Source organism: Streptomyces cirratus (assembly GCF_014650775.1).
Taxonomy (GTDB): Bacteria; Actinomycetota; Actinomycetes; order Streptomycetales; family Streptomycetaceae; genus Streptomyces; species Streptomyces cirratus.
Genome location: NZ_BMVP01000004.1, coordinates 456,218 through 472,911, shown reverse-complemented (window position 1 = coordinate 472,911; position 16,694 = coordinate 456,218). Strand labels below are relative to the sequence as shown.

11 protein-coding genes are annotated in these 16,694 nt (G+C 73.9%); 5 read left to right on the top strand and 6 right to left on the bottom strand.

Annotated features, from left to right (window positions below; all coding sequences use genetic code 11):
• Window positions 1–41: 41 nt before the first annotated feature.
• The 4 genes from IE207_RS14680 to IE207_RS14665 all read right to left on the bottom strand — a co-directional run bounded on the left by IE207_RS14680 (window position 42) and on the right by IE207_RS14665 (window position 5,583).
• Window positions 42–905, bottom strand: a complete 864-nt coding sequence (locus tag IE207_RS14680) for a carbohydrate ABC transporter permease (protein WP_190184591.1) — start codon at window positions 903–905, stop codon at window positions 42–44.
• Window positions 902–1,750, bottom strand: a complete 849-nt coding sequence (locus IE207_RS14675; RefSeq protein ID WP_190184590.1) for a carbohydrate ABC transporter permease — start codon at window positions 1,748–1,750, stop codon at window positions 902–904. Before IE207_RS14675 ends, IE207_RS14680 begins: the two co-directional genes overlap by 4 nt.
• A gap of 1,205 nt (window positions 1,751–2,955) precedes the next feature.
• Complete coding sequence (locus tag IE207_RS14670) at window positions 2,956–4,317, bottom strand: ABC transporter substrate-binding protein (RefSeq protein ID WP_190184589.1); 1,362 nt, start codon at window positions 4,315–4,317, stop codon at window positions 2,956–2,958.
• 177 nt (window positions 4,318–4,494) lie between these two features.
• The gene (locus IE207_RS14665; RefSeq protein ID WP_190184588.1) at window positions 4,495–5,583 is read right to left on the bottom strand and encodes a substrate-binding domain-containing protein; all 1,089 of its coding nucleotides are present in this window, start codon (window positions 5,581–5,583) and stop codon (window positions 4,495–4,497) included.
• A gap of 191 nt (window positions 5,584–5,774) precedes the next feature.
• On the opposite strand from IE207_RS14665, the gene IE207_RS14660 reads away from it, so the two are divergent.
• The 4 genes from IE207_RS14660 (at window position 5,775) to IE207_RS14645 (ending at window position 11,013) form a co-directional block, all read left to right on the top strand.
• Window positions 5,775–7,628 carry a glycoside hydrolase family 35 protein gene (locus IE207_RS14660; RefSeq protein ID WP_190184587.1) on the top strand — a complete coding sequence of 618 codons (1,854 nt, stop codon included), beginning with the start codon at window positions 5,775–5,777 and terminating at the stop codon, window positions 7,626–7,628.
• Window positions 7,629–7,644: 16 nt separating this feature from the next.
• Window positions 7,645–8,703 (top strand): galactose-1-phosphate uridylyltransferase, encoded by a 1,059-nt coding sequence (gene galT / locus IE207_RS14655; RefSeq protein ID WP_190184586.1) that lies wholly within the window; start codon window positions 7,645–7,647, stop codon window positions 8,701–8,703.
• Window positions 8,700–9,857 (top strand): galactokinase, encoded by a 1,158-nt coding sequence (gene galK, locus IE207_RS14650; RefSeq protein ID WP_190184585.1) that lies wholly within the window; start codon window positions 8,700–8,702, stop codon window positions 9,855–9,857. The genes galT and galK overlap by 4 nt, the downstream gene beginning before the upstream one ends.
• A 220-nt stretch (window positions 9,858–10,077) precedes the next feature.
• Window positions 10,078–11,013 carry an aldo/keto reductase gene (locus tag IE207_RS14645; protein WP_190184584.1) on the top strand — a complete coding sequence of 312 codons (936 nt, stop codon included), beginning with the start codon at window positions 10,078–10,080 and terminating at the stop codon, window positions 11,011–11,013.
• Between the two features lie 168 nt (window positions 11,014–11,181).
• Here the strand turns inward: IE207_RS14645 and IE207_RS14640 are convergent, their stop codons facing one another.
• Window positions 11,182–12,048 (bottom strand): ABC transporter permease, encoded by an 867-nt coding sequence (locus tag IE207_RS14640; protein WP_190184583.1) that lies wholly within the window; start codon window positions 12,046–12,048, stop codon window positions 11,182–11,184.
• Window positions 12,045–14,792 (bottom strand): alpha/beta fold hydrolase, encoded by a 2,748-nt coding sequence (locus IE207_RS14635; protein WP_190184582.1) that lies wholly within the window; start codon window positions 14,790–14,792, stop codon window positions 12,045–12,047. The genes IE207_RS14640 and IE207_RS14635 overlap by 4 nt, the downstream gene beginning before the upstream one ends.
• 316 nt (window positions 14,793–15,108) lie before the next feature.
• On the opposite strand from IE207_RS14635, the gene IE207_RS14630 reads away from it, so the two are divergent.
• Window positions 15,109–16,641 carry an ATP-dependent DNA ligase gene (locus IE207_RS14630; protein ID WP_190184738.1) on the top strand — a complete coding sequence of 511 codons (1,533 nt, stop codon included), beginning with the start codon at window positions 15,109–15,111 and terminating at the stop codon, window positions 16,639–16,641.
• The last annotated feature ends 53 nt before the right edge of the window (window positions 16,642–16,694 follow it).

The window sequence follows — 16,694 nt, the reverse complement described above, 5'->3', positions numbered from 1 at the left end:
GACCGTGGCCGGGCGACGCGCCGAATACGAAGGAGAAGAGGTCACTTGACGGCTCCTGCGGTGAGACCCGAGCGCCAGAAGCGCTGGAGGCCGAGGAAGGCGAGCACGAGCGGGACGACGGAGACGAGAGATCCGGTGATGACGAGCGGGTACAGCTCGGGCTGCTGGTAGACGCTGCGGTTCCACATGAACAGGCCCAGACTGACGGGATAGAGCCGCTCGTCGTTCAGCATGGTCAGGGCCCCGTAGAAGTTGTTCCAGACGGCCGTGAAGGTGAACAGGAAGATCGTCACAAAGCCCGGCCACAGCATCGGCAGCGACACGTGGGCGAAGAGCCGCAGTTCACCCGCGCCGTCGACGCGGGCTGCGGCCAGCACCTCGTCGGGGACGTAGCCCTCGGCGAAGACGCGGGCCAGATAGACCCCGAAGGGGTTGACGAGGGCGGGTACCAGATAGGCCCAGTAGGTGTTCACGGCGCCGGCGGCCGAGGCCATCAGGTACAGGGGCAGCTGGAGGACGGTTGCCGGTACGAGCACCCCGGCCAGGACCACGCCGAAGAGCCGTTCCTTGTGGCGGAACTCGTAGGCGTGGAAGGCGTAGCCGCAGGCCACGCTGATCAGGGCGGAGAGGGTCGAGCCGGCCACGGTGTACAGGAGGCTGTTGCCGAGCCAGCGCCCGAAGATGCCGTGGTCGTAGGTGAAGACGTCGCCCAGGTTGGTGAGGAGGTTGAAGCGGCCCGGGGTGTACGGGCCGGTGGCGAAGAGGTCCCGGCGGTTCTTGGTCGCGGCCAGCACCAGCCAGGCGAGGGGCATCAGGGTGTAGGCGGCGACGAGGAGGAGCGCAGCGTTGACGGCCGTCCTGGAGAGGAGCCGGGGCGCGCGGCCGGGGGTCAGGGTGGTGGTCATGCGGACCTCCAGCGGTTGCCGAGCTTGGTCACGACGTAGGAGGCGGCGCCGGCGACCACGGCGAGGAGCAGCGCGCTCGCGGCCGCCAGGCCGTAGTCGTGGCTCTTGAAAGCGGCGCTGAACACGTACATGGTCGGCGACCACGATTCGCCCATGCCGGTGGCGCGGAGTTGGAGGAGCTGAGGGGCGTCGAAGAGCTGGACGGCGCCCACGCAGGTGAACAGGACGGTCAGGACGACCGTGGGTCTGATGCCGGGCACCTTGACCTGGAAGGCGGTGCGGAGGGCGCCGGCGCCGTCCATGGTGGCGGCTTCCACGGTTTCCCGGGGGATGGCCTGTAGCCCAGCAAAGAAGATGATCATGTTGTAGCCGGTCCACTGCCATGCCGAGATGTTGATGACCGACAGCAGGGCCTCGTCACGGCCGAAGAAGTTCCAGGACAGGCCGGCCCGGTCGAGGGCGGCGAGGACGGGGCTGAGGCCGGGGGTGTAGAGGTAGAGCCAGATGACCGCCGAGATGAGGCCGGGGACGGCGTGCGGCAGGTAGAGGGCGATCTGGAAGAAGCGCTTCGCGCGGGCGAGGGCGGAGTCGAGCAGCAGGGCGAGGACGAGGGCGCCGCCGACCATGACGGGGATGTAGAGGAGGCAGTAGAGGGCGATGTGGCGGAACGAGGCCAGGAAGAGTGGATCGGTGAAGGCCTTCGTGTAGTTCCCGACGCCGCTGAAAACCCGTTCGGTGCCGCCGAAACCGAGACCGGACTGCTGGTCGTGGAAGAGGCTCAGCCAGGCGGCGTAGCCGACGGGGGCGACGGTGACGAGCGCGAAGAGGACGAAGAACGGCGCCATGAAGAGGCCGGCCGCGGATGTCCCGCGGCGGCGGGGGATGCGCGCGGTCGGCCCGGTGGCTGCCGCGGCTGCCGGTACGGCGGGGCTGCCGGTTGGGCCGGACGGCCCGGTTGTTGGCCCGCGGCGTTGGCCGGCGGCGTCGACCTGAGGGGCGGCCGACGCGATCCCGGCTCGCGCGAAATCCGTCGATGCGCCGCGGGCGGCCGCCTCTCGCCGAGCCGGAAGGCCATCCCCCACGGCGTGAATCCCCGCCCGGCCCGCCCGAACCTCTACGCGGTCGGCCGAATCCTCGGGCCGGGGCGCCGGAGCCTCCGCACGGTCAGCCGGGGCTTCCGTCCGGGCCGCCGGCCTCTCTGCCCGGTCATCCGGCCGGGCCGCCGGGACCTCTCGCCGGTCGGCCGGAGCCTCCGCCCGGTCGGCTGGAGCCTCCGCCCGGTCAGCCGGGGCTTGCGTGCGGTCGGCCGGAGCCTCCGCCCGGTAGGCGGGACTCTCGAGCGGGGTCGTCGGATCCTCCGCCGGGTCGGCCGCCCAGTCAGCCGTCCGGGCCGCCGGGACCTCCGTTCGGTCAGTCGGATTTCCTGCCCGGTCGGTCGGGGATTCTGCCCGGTCAGCAGCCCGGGCCGCCGGGACCTCTCGCCGGTCGGCCGGAGTCTCCGCCCGGTAGGCGGGAGCCTCCGCTCGGTCAGCCGGGGCTTCCGTGCGGTCGGCCGGAGCCTCCGTCCGGTAGGCGGGACTCTCGGGCGGGTTCGTCGGATCCTCCGCCGGGTGGGCCGCTCGGTCAGCCGTCCGGGCCGCCAAGACCCCCGCTCGGCCAGCCGCTCGGTCGGCCGTCCGAGCCTTCGGGGCCCCCGCTCGGTCGGCCGCCCCGTCATCCGGCCGGGCCGCCGGGACCTCTCGCCGGTCGGCTGGAGCCTCCGGCCGGGCCGCCGGAGCCTCTCCCCGGCCAGCCGGAGGCTCCGTCCGGTCGGTCGGAGCCTCTCCCCGGTCGGCCGGGGTTTCCGCCCGGCTGGCGGGACCTTTTGGCGGGCCGGAGGGAACCTCTCTCCGGCTCGCTGGGGTCTCCGGCCGGTCGGCCGCCCGGTCAGCCGGAGCCTCTCGTCGGTCGGCCGGTGGCTCCGGCCGGGCCGCCGGGGTGTCGATGTGGCCGGCGGTAGCCGCTGCCGCGGGTTGCCCGGCCGTGTCGGTGGCGTGCCGGTCGGCGGGCATCAGCCGGCCAGGCCGAGGCCGCGGTCCTTGATGGCCTTCTCGGCGGCCGACTGGCCCTCGGACAGGGCCTTGACCATGTCCGGCCCGGCCGCGCCCTGAGCGGCGTTCACCTGGAGCTGCGCCGGCCCCCAGGTCCACCCCGGAACGATCGTGGCCGCCGCCGCGCCCGCGACGGCGTACGGGTCCTGCCCCTCGAAGTACGAGGCGTCGAACAGTTTCGCAGCCTCCGCCCGCATCTCCGGGTTCGCTGGCAACGCGCTGCTCGGGGACTTGAGCGAGCTGAGCCGCGCCCGGATCGCCTCCGGCTCGGTGGTCACCCAGCGGATGAACTCAGCGGCCGCCTTCGTCTGCTTGCTGCCCTTGGGCACGATGTACGATGTACCGCCGTACATCCCGGTCGCCGCTCTGCCGTTCCACGTCGGCAGTGGCGCGATGCCCCACTTGCCTTTCAGGTCCGGGTAGTTCACCAGGAAGGTACCGGCCGTCCAGGCGGCGCCGATGACCGTCGCGACCTGCCCAGAGGAACGTTCCTTCGCCTCACCCTCGCCCCACAGCGGAGTCTTCGAGGCGACCCCGGACGCCATCAGCCCGTTCCAGTACTCGGCCACCCTCCTGGACGCCGGGTCATCGATGGCGACCTTCCACTTGTCGCCCTGGGTTCCGTACCACTTGGCGCCCGCCTGCCACGACAGCCCCGCCAGCACCGCCGGATCGCCGCCGCCCATGTTCGTGATCCTCACCGAGGGGTCGGCCTGGTGGATCTTCTCCGCGGCCGCCCCGTACTCGTCCCACGTCTTCGGCACGGCCACCCCGTACCTCTCGAAGATGTCCTTGCGGTAGAAGAGTTCGAGCGGGGTCACGTCGAACGGCACCGCCCACGTGCGGCCGCCCAGCTTCACCAGGGACTGCACGGCCGCCGGGAACTTCTCCGCGACGAGCGTGCCCGACGTCCCGCTCAGGTCCTCCAGGTTGCCGCCGCTCGCGAACTCCGGGAGCGCGGAGTAGTCCATCGTCGCGACGTCGGGTGCGTTCGCGCCCTTGACCGCGTTCGCCAGTTTCGCCGCCCCGTCAGGGCCGCCCGGGACCGCCGAGAACTTCACCTGGATGCCGGGGTGCGTCTTGTTGAAGGCGTCGGCGGTCTGCTGCGCGCCCGCCGAGGACGACCAGTACGTGATCGTCACCGGCCCCCGCGCCGCACCCGCCGCCTGACCGGACTTCGATGCGGCCTGCCCACCGCCGCACGCCGTGGCCACCAGGAGCACCGAGACGGCCGAGGAAGTGAGGGCGACCCGGCTCGCGCCGGGCGGACGCGGCGTTCCCGACGCACGGGAAGAGGAACGGAGGCGGAAGCTGCGCGGCATGGTTCGGCTCCTACGGACGACCGCCGGCCACGGCGGATGGGAGACCGCTGCGGTGGGAAGGCGCGGCGGATGCGAGAACGCGGCCCATCTTTTGCACGAACCCGAACACCGTCAAGAGCGAATGCGCAACTCGATCAAAACAATCATTTAAGGCAGAGCCGATGCCGGTCCCCGTTTTCACGATCGAACGGTCAGCCGCGGCAGCAGTTCCAGGTGCTGCCCCGGCCCGTCCTGCCCCGCGCCGCCCAGTCGGTCCAGCAGCAGTTCCGCCGCCCGCGCGCCGACCTCCCGCTTCGCCGGCGCCACCGCCGTCAGGGGCACATCGGCCATCCCGGCCACCTCGTCGTCATACGTGATCACCGCCAGGTCCTCCGGCACCCGCACCCCCCGCGCCTGGAGTCGCGGGATCAGCATGATGGCGTCCGTGTCGCTGTGGACCAGGGCGGCGCTGACCCCGCCCTCGGTCACCGCCCCGCACAGGTAGTCCAGCGTCCGGGCGAACCGCTCCGCCACCGTCAGCGGCTCCGCCGAACCGGCCGCCGGCCACGGCGGGGCCGGTTCCAGGCCGAGCGCCGCCACCGCCGCCTCGTACCCGGACCGCAGCCGGGCGGTCGTCGGCGTCTCCTGGCTGGCCAGCGCGATCCGCCGGTGCCCCCGCTCCGCCAGGTGCTGCACCGCGAGCGCCGCCCCGTGCGCGTGGTCCGACCCCACCCGGTCCAGCGCGGCCGCCGGATGCCCGGCCGGAGCCCACCGCTCCACCAGCACCGTCGGCACCGCGAGCCCGGCCGTCCAGACCCCCTCCCCGCAACCGGGCGAACCCGCCTCCCAGTTCGGCGTCAGCAGCAGCCCGTCCGCCCCGGTCGACAGCAGCCGGTCCGCCTGCGTACGGTCCTCGCCCGGCAGGTACCGGGTCAGCCCCACCGTCAGCCGCGCACCCCGTGCCTCGACCACCTCCCGGGCGCCCCGCACCACATCGGCGTAGTAGTACTCGGTGGTCGGCACCACCATCCCGATCACCAGTCCCGCCCGTCCGCCGGGCCGCTCGGGGGACCTTGCGTGCGACGCTTCAGGCGGTCGCCGCTCCACCCGGCTGATCACCCCGTGCATCCGGTGGATCTCGCCCCGGGCCGCCATCGCCTCGATGTCCCGCCGCAGCGTCACCGGCGAGATGCCCAGTTCCCTGGCCAGGTCCGCCACGCGCACGCTGCCCCGCTCCCGGACGAGCGCGAGCACCTGCGCCTGGCGCTGGTCGACATGTGGTCTCAAGGCTTCCCCCTGCGGTCGCGGTCGTCCGCAGGGCTCCCGCGGCCGGTCGCCGCCCATCATAGAGAACCGAAACGATCGATTCGATCGAAGACGTTCAACCGGTCATTGACGGCGTGGGCGGCGCGTTCATATATTCGGCTGCGACCCGCCCACCACGCCAGCATCTCGAACCCCTCCCGGGAGCCCCGCGCATGCTCACGCACGACCAGGACGGACGCCCGAGCACGCCCACGCACGACCAGGACGGATCCCCGAGCACGCTCACCTACGACCAGGACGGTTTCCGGCGCGCAGGAAGCCCCCACCGGATCGTCTCCGGAGCCCTGCACTACTTCCGGGTCCACCCCGACCTGTGGGAGGACCGGCTCACCCGGCTCCGCGCCCTCGGCGTCAACACCGTGGACACCTACGTCCCCTGGAACTTCCACGAGACCAGCCCCGGCAAGGCCGACTTCACCGGCCCCCGCGACCTCGCCCGGTTCCTGACGCTGGCTGCCGGCCTCGGCCTCGACGCCATCGTCCGCCCCGGCCCCTACATCTGCGCCGAATGGGACTTCGGCGGTCTGCCCGCCCGCCTCCTCGCCCTCGACGGCCTCCACCTGCGCTGCTCCGACCCGCGCTTCCAGGCCGAGGTGGACGGCTGGTTCGACTGCGTCGTCCCCGAACTCCTGCCGCTGCTCGCGGGGCGCGGCGGCCCGGTCGTCGCGGTACAGATCGAGAACGAGTACGGCTCGTACGGCAACGACGCCCGCTACCGCGCACACGTCGAGCGGGCCCTGACCGAACGCGGCGTGGACTGCCTGCTGTTCACCGCCGACGGCCCCGAGGACGCGATGCTCCAGGGCGGCATGATCCCGGGCCGGCTCGCCACGGCCACCTTCGGGGCCGAGCCGGCCGAGCGCCTCGCCCACCTGCGCCGCTACCAGCCGGCCGGCCCGCTCGCCGCCATGGAGTTCTGGATCGGCTGGTTCGACCACTGGGGCGAGCAGCACCACGTCCGCGCCGCCGGGGAAGCCGCCCGATCGCTCGACGAACTGCTCGCCACCGGCGCCTCCGTCAACCTCTACATGGCCCACGGCGGCACCAACTTCGGCTTCTGGGCCGGCGCCAACCACACCGGCTCACGCCCCGGCGACCCCGGCTACCAGCCCACCACCACCAGCTACGACTACGACGCGCCGATCGGTGAGGCGGGCGAACTCACCCCCAAGTTCCACGCCTTCCGCGAAGTCATCGGCAAGTACGTACCCCTCCCCGACAGCCCCCTGCCCGGACCCCTGCCCCGCATCACACCCGCCCTCGCCGCCCCCGCCGGCGCCGCACCGCTCCTCGCCCACCTCCCCCTCCTCGGCGGCGCTCCCGTCGCGCGCCCCGCGCCCGAGCCGATGGAGAAGCTCGGCCAGGACCACGGCCTGATCCACTACCGCACCACCGTCACCGGCCCCCGCCCCGCCATGCCCGTACGGATCGACGGCCTCGGCGACCGCGCCTACCTCTTCGCCGACGGCCACCCCATCGGCATCCTCGACCGCAACACCCCCGACGACGGCGTCGACCTCCCCGTCGGCGAAAGCGGCGTCGTCCTCGACGTCCTCGTCCGCGCCCAGGGCCGCGTCAACTACGGGCCGCTCCTGGACGACCGCAAAGGCATCTGGCGCGGCGTCCGCCACGGCCACCAGCACCTGTTCGAGTGGGAGATACGGCCCCTGCCGCTCACCGACCTCACCGGCCTGCCGTGGTCGCCCGAAACCCCCGGGCAGGGCCACCCCGCCTTCCACCGCTTCACCCACACCCTCCCCACCGCCCCCGCGGACGGCTTCGTCGACGTCTCCGACTGGGGCACCGGCCTGCTGTGGCTGAACGGTTTCCTCCTCGGTCACTACGACACCCCGCGCGGCCCCCAGCGCACCCTGTACGCCCCCGCGCCCCTGTGGCGGACCGGCGAGAACGAACTCGTCGTCCTCGAACTGGAACGCCCCGGTACCCAACTGCCCCTGCGCGACCAGCCCGACCTCGGCCGTCCCACGGTCGTCACCCTCAAGTGAAAGAGAAGGCCCGCACGTGAAGCGCACCGGCGCCCGGCTCGCCGACGGCCGCGAGATCCTGTACTACGACGCCAAGGACGCCGACGACGGCGCCTCCCGCGCCGTCCCCGACACCCGCGACCTCGACCCCTCCGAGCTCGCCACCACCTCCGAGGTACGCCGCGACCCGCTCCTCGGCGACGCCGTCGTCATCGCTTCCCACCGCCAGGGCCGCACCCACCTGCCGCCCGCCGACGCCTGCCCGCTCTGCCCCTCCACACCCGGCCGCACGAGTGAGATCCCCGCCCCCGACTACGAGGTGGCCGTCTTCGAGAACCGCTACCCCTCCCTCGCCGGAGACACCGGACGCTGCGAGGTCATCTGCTTCACCCCCGACCACGGGACCTCCTTCGCCGAACTCGACGAGGAGCGCGCCGCACTGGTCCTCGCCGCCTGGACCGACCGCACCGCCGAACTCTCCGCCCGCGAAGGCATCCGGCAGGTCTACTGCTTCGAGAACCGGGGCGCCGAGACGGGCGTGACGCTCGCCCACCCCCACGGCCAGATCTACGCCTTCTCCTACGTCACCCCGCGCACCACCCGCATGCTCGCCACCGTCGCCGCGCACCGCGAGCGCACCGGAGGCAACCTCTTCGACGACGTACTCGCCCGCGAACAGGCCGACGGCAGCCGCGTCGTCCTCGAAGGCGAGCACTGGACCGCCTTCGTCCCGTACGCGGCCCGCTGGCCCTACGAGGTGCACCTCTACCCGCGCCGCCGCGTCCCCGACCTGCCCGCCCTGGGAGACGAGGCGCGCGCCGAGTTCCCCCGCCTCTACCTGGAGCTGCTGCGCCGCTTCGACCGCCTCTTCGAGCGCCCGGAACCGACCCCGTACATCTCCGCCTGGCACCAGGCGCCCACGGGCGGGGGCCACGACCGCGAAGACTTCGCGCTGCACCTGGAGCTGTTCACCGTCCGCCGCGCGGCCGACAAGCTCAAGTACCTCGCCGGCACCGAATCCGGCATGGAGGCCTTCATGAACGACGTCCGGCCCGAGGACGCGGCCGCGCGCCTGCGCGAGGTGGCGAGCCCGTGAACGAGACGGCGCGCGCGTTCCGCGACCTGTACGGGCAGCAGCCGCACGGCGTGTGGGCGGCCCCCGGCCGGGTCAACCTGATCGGCGAACACACCGACTACAACGACGGCTTCGCCCTGCCCTTCGCCCTCCCGCAACGCACCGAGGTGGCCGCCGCCCCGCGCTCCGACGGCCTGCTGAGGCTCCACTCCGCCGCGACCGCCCCCGGGGTGGTCACCCTCGACCTCGGCGCCCTCGACCCGGCCCGCCCTCCGCAGGGCGCCGACCGCTGGACCGCGTACCCGGCCGGGGTGGCCTGGGCCATGCGCGAGGCGGGGCTCCCGGTCGGGGGCGCGGACCTCCTCGTACGCTCCGACGTGCCGGCCGGAGCCGGACTGTCCTCCTCCGCAGCCCTGGAGGTGGCGACCGCCCTGGCCCTGGCCGAGCTGTACGGGCTCACCCCCACCCGCCCCGAGCTGGCCGCCCTCGCCCGCCGCGCCGAGAACGCGTACGTCGGCGTGCCCTGCGGGATCATGGACCAGACGGCCTCCGCCTGCGCCACCGAAGGCCACGTCCTGCGCCTGGACACCCGGGGCCCCGAACACCGCGCCGTCCCCTTCGACTGCGCGGCGGCGGGCCTGCGCCTCCTGGTCATGGACACCCGCGTCAAGCACGACCTGGCCGACGGCGCCTACGCCGAGCGCCGCGCCTCCTGCCACCGGGCGGCCGCCCGTCTGGGCCTGCCGGCGCTGCGCGACCTCCCGTACGAGGACCTGGACCGGGCGCTGGCCCGGCTCGACGATCCGGTCGCAGGCAGGCGGGTCCGGCACGTCGTCACCGAGAACGCACGCGTCCTGCGGGTCGGTGCGCTGCTCGACGCCGGACGGCTGCGCGAGACGGGCCCGTTGCTCACCGAGGGCCACGCCTCCCTGCGCGACGACTACGCGGTGTCCTGCCCGGAACTCGACCTCGCCGTGGCCACCGCCAACGCGGCGGGCGCGTATGGAGCCCGGATGACGGGAGGCGGCTTCGGCGGCTCCGCCCTGGCCCTGATCGATGCGGAAGCCGAACCGGCGGTGGCGCGCGCCGTGACGGACGCGTTCACCCGCGCCGGGTACGCCCCGCCCCGCATCACCCCGGCCACCCCCTCGGCGGGCGCGTCGCGCGTCGCGTAGCGCCCGGGCGAGGGTGGGCCCCGCCAGGACCGGTACGCCGGCGAAGACGGCCGTCGCGTTGTCGTTCAGGTCCAGGCAACGGCCCGCTCCGTCGTGGAGGAGGTTCGGCACGTCACCCGTGTGACGCACCGTGAAGTGGCAGAGCGGCGCGGCCAGGACGGGTGCGTAGACTGCCGACGCGACCCATGACGTGCCGGACGAGTGCGGAGGAAGAACCCGTATGCGCTATCTCCACCTGGGCAGTTCAGGACTCCTGGTCTCCGCCGTCGGCCTCGGCTGCAACAACTTCGGCGGACGCCTCGACGCACAGGCCACCCGCGCCGTCGTGGACGCCGCACTCGACGCGGGTGTCACCCTGTTCGACACCGCCGACATCTACGGCGGGGCCGGCGGCTCCGAACGCCACCTCGGCCAGGCCCTCAAGGGCCGCCGCGACCAGGTCGTCCTCGCCACCAAGTTCGGCTTCGACGGGGTCGACATGGGGTACGGGCCCGCCGCCGGGGCCCGTGGCGGCCGCGCCTACATCCGGCGCGCGGTCGAGGAGTCCCTGCGCCGCCTGGACACCGAACACATCGACCTGTACCAGCTGCACAGCCCCGACCCGGCCGTCCCCATCGCCGAGACGCTCGGCGCCCTCGGCGAACTCGTCACCGAGGGCAAGGTCCGCTACATCGGCCACTCCAACCTCAGCGGCTGGCAGCTCGCCGAAGCCGCCCACACCGCCCGCGAGAGCGGCGCGACCCCCTTCGTATCGGCGCAGAACGAATGGTCGCTGCTCCAGCGCTCGGCCGAACGGGAGCTCGTCCCGGCCGCCCTGCACTACGGAGTCGGCGTCCTGCCCTACTTCCCCCTCGCCAACGGCCTGCTCACCGGCAAGATCCGCCGGGGCGCGCCGGTCCCGCCCGGCTCCCGCCTCGAAGGGCGCGACGCGTACCTCACCGAGGAGCGGCTCGACACCGTCGAGGCCCTGGCCGCGATCGCCGGGAAGTACGACCGCACCGTCCTGGAACTCGCCATCGGCTGGCTGTCCGCCCAGCCCGGCTGCTCCTCCGTCATCGCCGGTGCCACCTCCCCCGAGCAGGTCCGCGCGAACGCGGCCGTCGCGGACCGCCCGCTGGAAGCGGAGCTGCTCGCGGAGATCGACGCCGTCGCCTGAGCGGGGGGCCCGCCCCGCGACAGAACAGCCCGAGCGGGCCGGCCGCCCCGCGACAGAACAGCCCGAGCGGGCCGGCCGCCCCGCAGACAAGGGGCTTCATACAGGGAAGCCGCCGAAGACCCCGGGTCTTCGACGGCTTCCCCCGTGCGCGAGCGGCCGCGCCCGCCCTCAGGACACGATGTCCTTGCGGGCGAAGCCCCGGAACGCGAGCGCGAACAGCACCACCGCGTACGACACCGACACCGCCGCACCCTTGATCATCCCGCCCCACTCCAGCTGCGGCTGGAGCGCGTCCGCCCACGCGAACTGCCAGTGCGCGGGCAGGAACTCCCGCCAGGAGCCGAGCGCCGTCACCGCGTCCAGCACGTTCCCGACGATCGTCAGCCCGACCGCCCCGCCCACCGCGCCCAGCGGCGCGTCGGTCCGCGTCGACAGCCAGAACGCCAGCCCCGCAGTCACCAGCTGCGACACGAAGACGAACGCGACGACCAGCGCCAGCCGTGGCACCGCGTCGCCGGCGGCCAGCGCACCACCCGTGGGCAGCCTCAGCGGCCCCCACCCGTACGCGGCCGTGCCCGCCGCCAGCGCCACCACCGGCAGCAGCACCATCGCCGCCAGGCTGAACCCCAGCGCGACCACGAGCTTGCTCCACAGCAGCCGCGCCCTCGGCACCGGCGAGGCCAGCAGGTAGCGCAGCGAGGACCAGCTCGCCTCCGACGCCACCGTGTCCCCGCAGAACAGGGCCACCGGCACCACCAGCAGGAACCCCGCCGACACGAACAGGCAGGTCGCGGCGAAGTTCGCGCCCGAGGCGGTCGCGGTGTCGATCAGCGTGACCCGCCCGTCCCCGCCGCCCCGGCCGCCGTCCTGCCCCCCGCCCACCGCGAACGCGATGATCATGACGAAGGGCAGCGCCGCGAGCACCCCGCCCATCACCAGCGTCCGCCGCCTGCGCCACTGCCGCAGCGCCTCCACGCGCAGCGGGAGCGTCCGCCCGGGCCGGTACCCCGGGGCCGTGTCCACAGCAGCGGTCACGCCGCACCTCCGATCAGGGTCAAGAACGCGTCCTCGAGCCGCCGGTGCGGTCCCACCGCGGACACCGGCACCTCCAGCCGGACGAGTTCGGCGATCAGCCCGGCGGCGCTCGCACCGTCGAGCCGTACGAGCAGCCCCGCATCGGCGGCCACCACGGAACCCACTCCCTCCAACGCCGCCACCTTCTCGACCGCGCCCTCGTCCACCGGCCCGGCCAGGGTCACCATCAGCGTGTCCCCGCCGCCCGTGATCTCCGCGACCTCGCCGGCCCGCACGAGCCGCCCGCGGTCCATGACCACCAGGTGCGTGCACGACTGCTCGACCTCCGCCAGCAGGTGGCTGGAGACGATGACGGTCCGCCCGCCGGCCGCGTACCGGATCATCACGTCCCGCATCTCCCGGATCTGCGGCGGGTCCAGACCGTTCGTCGGCTCGTCCAGGATCAGCAGGTCCGGCATCCCCAGCATGGCCTGCGCGATCGCGAGCCGCTGCCGCATGCCCTGCGAGTACGTGCGCACCGCGCGCTCCAGGGCGTCACCGAGCCCGGCGATCTCCAGCGCCTCCGCCATGTGGGCGTCCTCGGCGGGCCGGCCGGTGGCCTGCCAGTACAGCTCCAGGTTGGCCCGGCCCGTCAGGTGCGGCAGGAAACCTGCGCCCTCCACGAACGCCCCGACCCGCGACAGCACCGGGGCTCCGGCCCGCACCGCGTGCCCGAACACCCGGATCTCGCCGGCGTCCGGGGTGATCAGCCCCATCAGCATCCGCAAGGTGGTGGTCTTCCCGGCGCCGTTGGGCCCGAGCAGACCGAGCACCTGGCCCCTCTCCACCCGGAACGACAGGTCCTGCACGGCGTACCGGTCGCGAGCCTTCGCGTAGCGCTTCGTCAGCCCGGTGATTTCCAGTGGTACGTCGGCCAGCGCGGGTTCGGGCTGCGGTGCGCCCGGCCGGCTCCCGCCGCGGCCCCCGCCGGTCCTGCGGACCACCAAGAGCCCCCCGGCCAGCGCCATTGCCGCGAGCGGCAGACCCCAGGTCCAGGCGGGTAGCCCGCCGGACGCCGTCCGCACCCCGTCGGCGACGGGCACCGCCAACGGCCCCTCCACCGCCACGGTGTACGTGGCCGGCTCGGCGGGGGAGGCGTAGCCCAGATCCGTCGCCGCTACCACCAGTCGCAGCCGGTGCCCGGCCTCGACGGCGTGGTCGACGGCCGGAAGCCGCAGCTCCACGCTCCGGCCCTGCCCCGCGTCCGTCACCCGCACCGGCGCCACCAGCTGACTCGGCAGCACCGCCTGCCGCCCGTCGGGCCCGACGTCGTACACCTTGCCGAACAGCACCGCCGAACCGTCCGCGGCCGTCGACCTCACGCTCACCTTGACGGTCGGGGTTCCGGTGATCCGCATCCCCTCGCCCAGCGGCTCCGACTCGAACCGGGCGTTCTGCCCCGGGAAGTCGAGCGACAGCCCGGCTCCGAAGGCGGCGAGCTGTCCGCCGATCCCGGGCAGCGAGGACAGCGACGGCGGGCTCGCACCGGCCGGGTTGACGAAGCCCTGCTCCCGGCCGGCGAGGGCGAACCCGCGCGGGCGGGAGGCCAGACCGGGGTACTCGCCGCCGCTCGCGCCCCGCAGCCGCACGGCGCCGTCGGTCGAGTCCAGTCCGCCGGAGCGCGAGACCCGGAACGCGGGACCGGTGGCCGCGCCCTCGTCGCCCTTGAGGTACCGGTCGAACCAGGCGGTCACCCGCGTCTCGATCCGGCCCGCTTCGCGCATGCCGCCGTCGTGGCCGCCGGCCGCCCAGTCCACCGCCACCGGTGCCCCGTTGGAGGCGATGGCCCTGGCCATGGCGTCGGCCTGGTCCAGCGGGAAGAGGGAGTCGTCCTGACCCTGCACGATCAGGGCCGGCACCTTGATCCTGTCGCCGACGGCGGACGGGCTGAGCCGCTCCAGCAGCGCACGGGCCTCGGCGTCGGGCTTCCCGGAAACGGCGACCCGCTCGTACATCGCGCACAGCTCCGGCTGGAACCGTCCACACCCGGCCGTGGATCCGGCCCTGGAAGCGTCGGTGGGAGCGGAGGCGGAGGCGGCTTCGGGGCCGGCGGGCGGCTGGTTCGGCGTCAGGCCCCGCGCCGAACCGGTGGTGAAGAAGACTCCGGCCCACAGCTTCTTGTACACGTCGTTCGGGAAGAGGGAGTCGGCGAGGTTCCAGTACGTGATCTGCGGGGCGATGGCGTCCACCCGGCGGTCGTACCCGGCGGCCAGCAGCGCCGCCGCGCCTCCGTAGGAGGCACCGGCCACCCCCACGCGGGGATCGCCGGCCGCGTCGAGGCGCACCTCGGGGCGCAGGGCCAGCCAGTCGATGAGCCGGGAGACGTCCTTGACCTCGTAGTCGGGGTCGTTCAGCCCGATCCGGCCGCCCGAGCGGCCGAAGCCGCGCGCCGACCAGGTGAGCACGGCGTACCCGTCGCGGGACAGCCGCTCCGCCTGCGCCCGGACGTCGTCCTTGCTGCCGCCGAAGCCGTGGCCGAGCAGCACGGCGGGACGTTTCGCCGTGCCCCGCTCCCCCTCGCCGGAGGTGAAGTACGAGATGTCGATTCCGGCGCCGGGCATCTGCACCACCTGGTCCAGGCGGTGCACCGCCGGGCCGTCGGCGGAGGCCAGGGCCGTGACCGTGCCGGTCGCCGCCAGGACGGCGACCGCGGCGGCGCCGGCGAGGAGGCGGTCCCGGCGGCGCCGGGGGAGTCGGAGCTTCATACGGGAACCCTACGGGTCCGGCCCCGGCTGCCCAGGCGCCCTCAGGCTGAGCCCGGGGCGTCCTCAAGGACTACACCGGCCGCCCTGGATACCGCACTCGCGGTACGCCGGCCCCGGGCGACGCCTGCGCGCGCCGACTCCGGCGCGACCCCGCCCCGGCCCGCGCTGCCCCTTTCGTCCCGGCGCTCCTCCCGGGGCGGCGACGCGCGCCCGCCGCTCCGGGGAGCCTCGGCCCGTGACGTGGCTGCCGTGCCCCCGCCACGCGAGGCGCCGCCCCGACCTGCGCGGTGCGCCCGGCGGCGGCACTATGGTCCGCATGCTGCTGGCCGAGGTCGCTCGCGTGTCCCGGGAGGTCGCCGAGACCTCCGCCCGTTCCCGCAAGACCGCCCTGCTCGCGGAGCTGTTCGCCGTCGCGCCGCCCGAAGAGGCCGCGCTGGTGATCGCCTACCTCGCCGGACGGCTCCCGCAGGGCCGCCCCGGCATCGGCTGGAGCGCCCTCGGCCGGGAGGTCGAGCCCGCCGACCGGCCCACCCTCACCGTCGGCGCCGTCGACGCGGCCGTCACCCGTCTCGCCGCCGTCTCCGGCACGGGCTCGCAAGCCGAGCGGCGCCGCCTCCTGGACGGCCTGCTCGGCGCCGCCACCGACCCCGAACAGCGGTTCCTGCGGAGCCTGCTGTCCGGAGAGGTACGCCAGGGCGCCCTGGACGCCGTCGCACTGGAAGGGGTGGCCGCTGCCGCCGGGGTGCCCGCCGCCGCACTGCGCCGGGCCGTGATGCTGGACGGTTCGCTGCCCCGGGTCGGGGCCGCCGTCCTCGCCGAAGGCGCCGAAGCCCTGCGGGCGGTCACGCTGCGCGTCGGGCAGCCCGTCCAGCCGATGCTCGCGGGCACGGCAGCCTCGGTGGCCGAAGCGGTGGCCGCGCTCGGGCCCTGCGCCGTGGAGGAGAAGCTGGACGGCATCCGCGTACAGGTCCACCGGGCCGGCGACGACGTACGCGTCTACACCCGCTCCCTCGACGAGATCACCGCCCGGCTCCCCGAAGTGGCCGCACTCGCCCTCACCCTGGCCGGCGACCGGTTCATCCTCGACGGTGAGGTCATCGGTGAGGGCGCCGACGGCCGTCCGGTCCCTTTCCAGGAGATCGCGAGCCGGGTCGGGTCCCGGCTGGACGTGGCGGCGGCACGCCAGACCCTGCCCGTCAGCGCCTACTTCTTCGACGTCCTGGCCGCCGGTGACGACGTACTGCTCGACCTGCCGGTCCGCGAGCGGTACGCGGTGCTCGCCGAGCTGGTGCCGGAGACCTCCCGGGTGCGCCGACTGGCCGTCGAGGACCCGCAGGCGCAGTCGGCCGACGCCGAGGCGTTCGCGGCCGAGGCGCTGCGCCGGGGGCACGAGGGCGTCGTGATCAAGGGCCTCGACTCTCCCTACGCCGCCGGCCGGCGCGGCAAACAGTGGCTCAAGGTGAAGCCGGTGCACACCCTCGACCTGGTCGTGCTGGCCGCGGAATGGGGCCACGGGCGGCGTACCGGCCTGCTGTCCAACCTGCACCTGGGCGCGCGGGCCGCGGACGGCAGCTTCGCGATGCTCGGCAAGACCTTCAAGGGCCTCACCGACGAGATGCTGCGCTGGCAGACCGGACGGCTGCGGGAACTCGCGGTGCGCGAAGAAGGGTTCACCGTGTGGGTGCGGCCGGAGCTGGTCGTGGAGATCGCCTACGACGGCTTGCAGCGCTCCACGCGCTACCCGGCCGGGGTCGCGCTGCGCTTCGCGCGGGTACTGCGGCACCGCCCGGACAAGAACGCGCAGGAGGCGGACACGGTGGAGACGGTGCTCGGCGACCGGACCGATTGAAACAGTTTTGCCTCAGAGGTAAGCAAGCTTGTCAGGTAGGCAAATCTCTGGCT

What these genes read in the sequence shown, in the direction of transcription:
- IE207_RS14630 (WP_190184738.1), top strand. Translation starts at nt 15,109, where the DNA reads ATGCTGCTGGCCGAGGTCGCTCGCGTGTCCCGGGAGGTCGCCGAGACC.
- IE207_RS14660 (WP_190184587.1), top strand. Translation starts at nt 5,775, where the DNA reads ATGCTCACGCACGACCAGGACGGACGCCCGAGCACGCCCACGCACGAC.
- IE207_RS14670 (WP_190184589.1), bottom strand. Translation starts at nt 4,317, where the DNA reads ATGCCGCGCAGCTTCCGCCTCCGTTCCTCTTCCCGTGCGTCGGGAACG.
- IE207_RS14675 (WP_190184590.1), bottom strand. Translation starts at nt 1,750, where the DNA reads ATGGCGCCGTTCTTCGTCCTCTTCGCGCTCGTCACCGTCGCCCCCGTC.
- IE207_RS14645 (WP_190184584.1), top strand. Translation starts at nt 10,078, where the DNA reads ATGCGCTATCTCCACCTGGGCAGTTCAGGACTCCTGGTCTCCGCCGTC.
- IE207_RS14680 (WP_190184591.1), bottom strand. Translation starts at nt 905, where the DNA reads ATGACCACCACCCTGACCCCCGGCCGCGCGCCCCGGCTCCTCTCCAGG.
- IE207_RS14635 (WP_190184582.1), bottom strand. Translation starts at nt 14,792, where the DNA reads ATGAAGCTCCGACTCCCCCGGCGCCGCCGGGACCGCCTCCTCGCCGGC.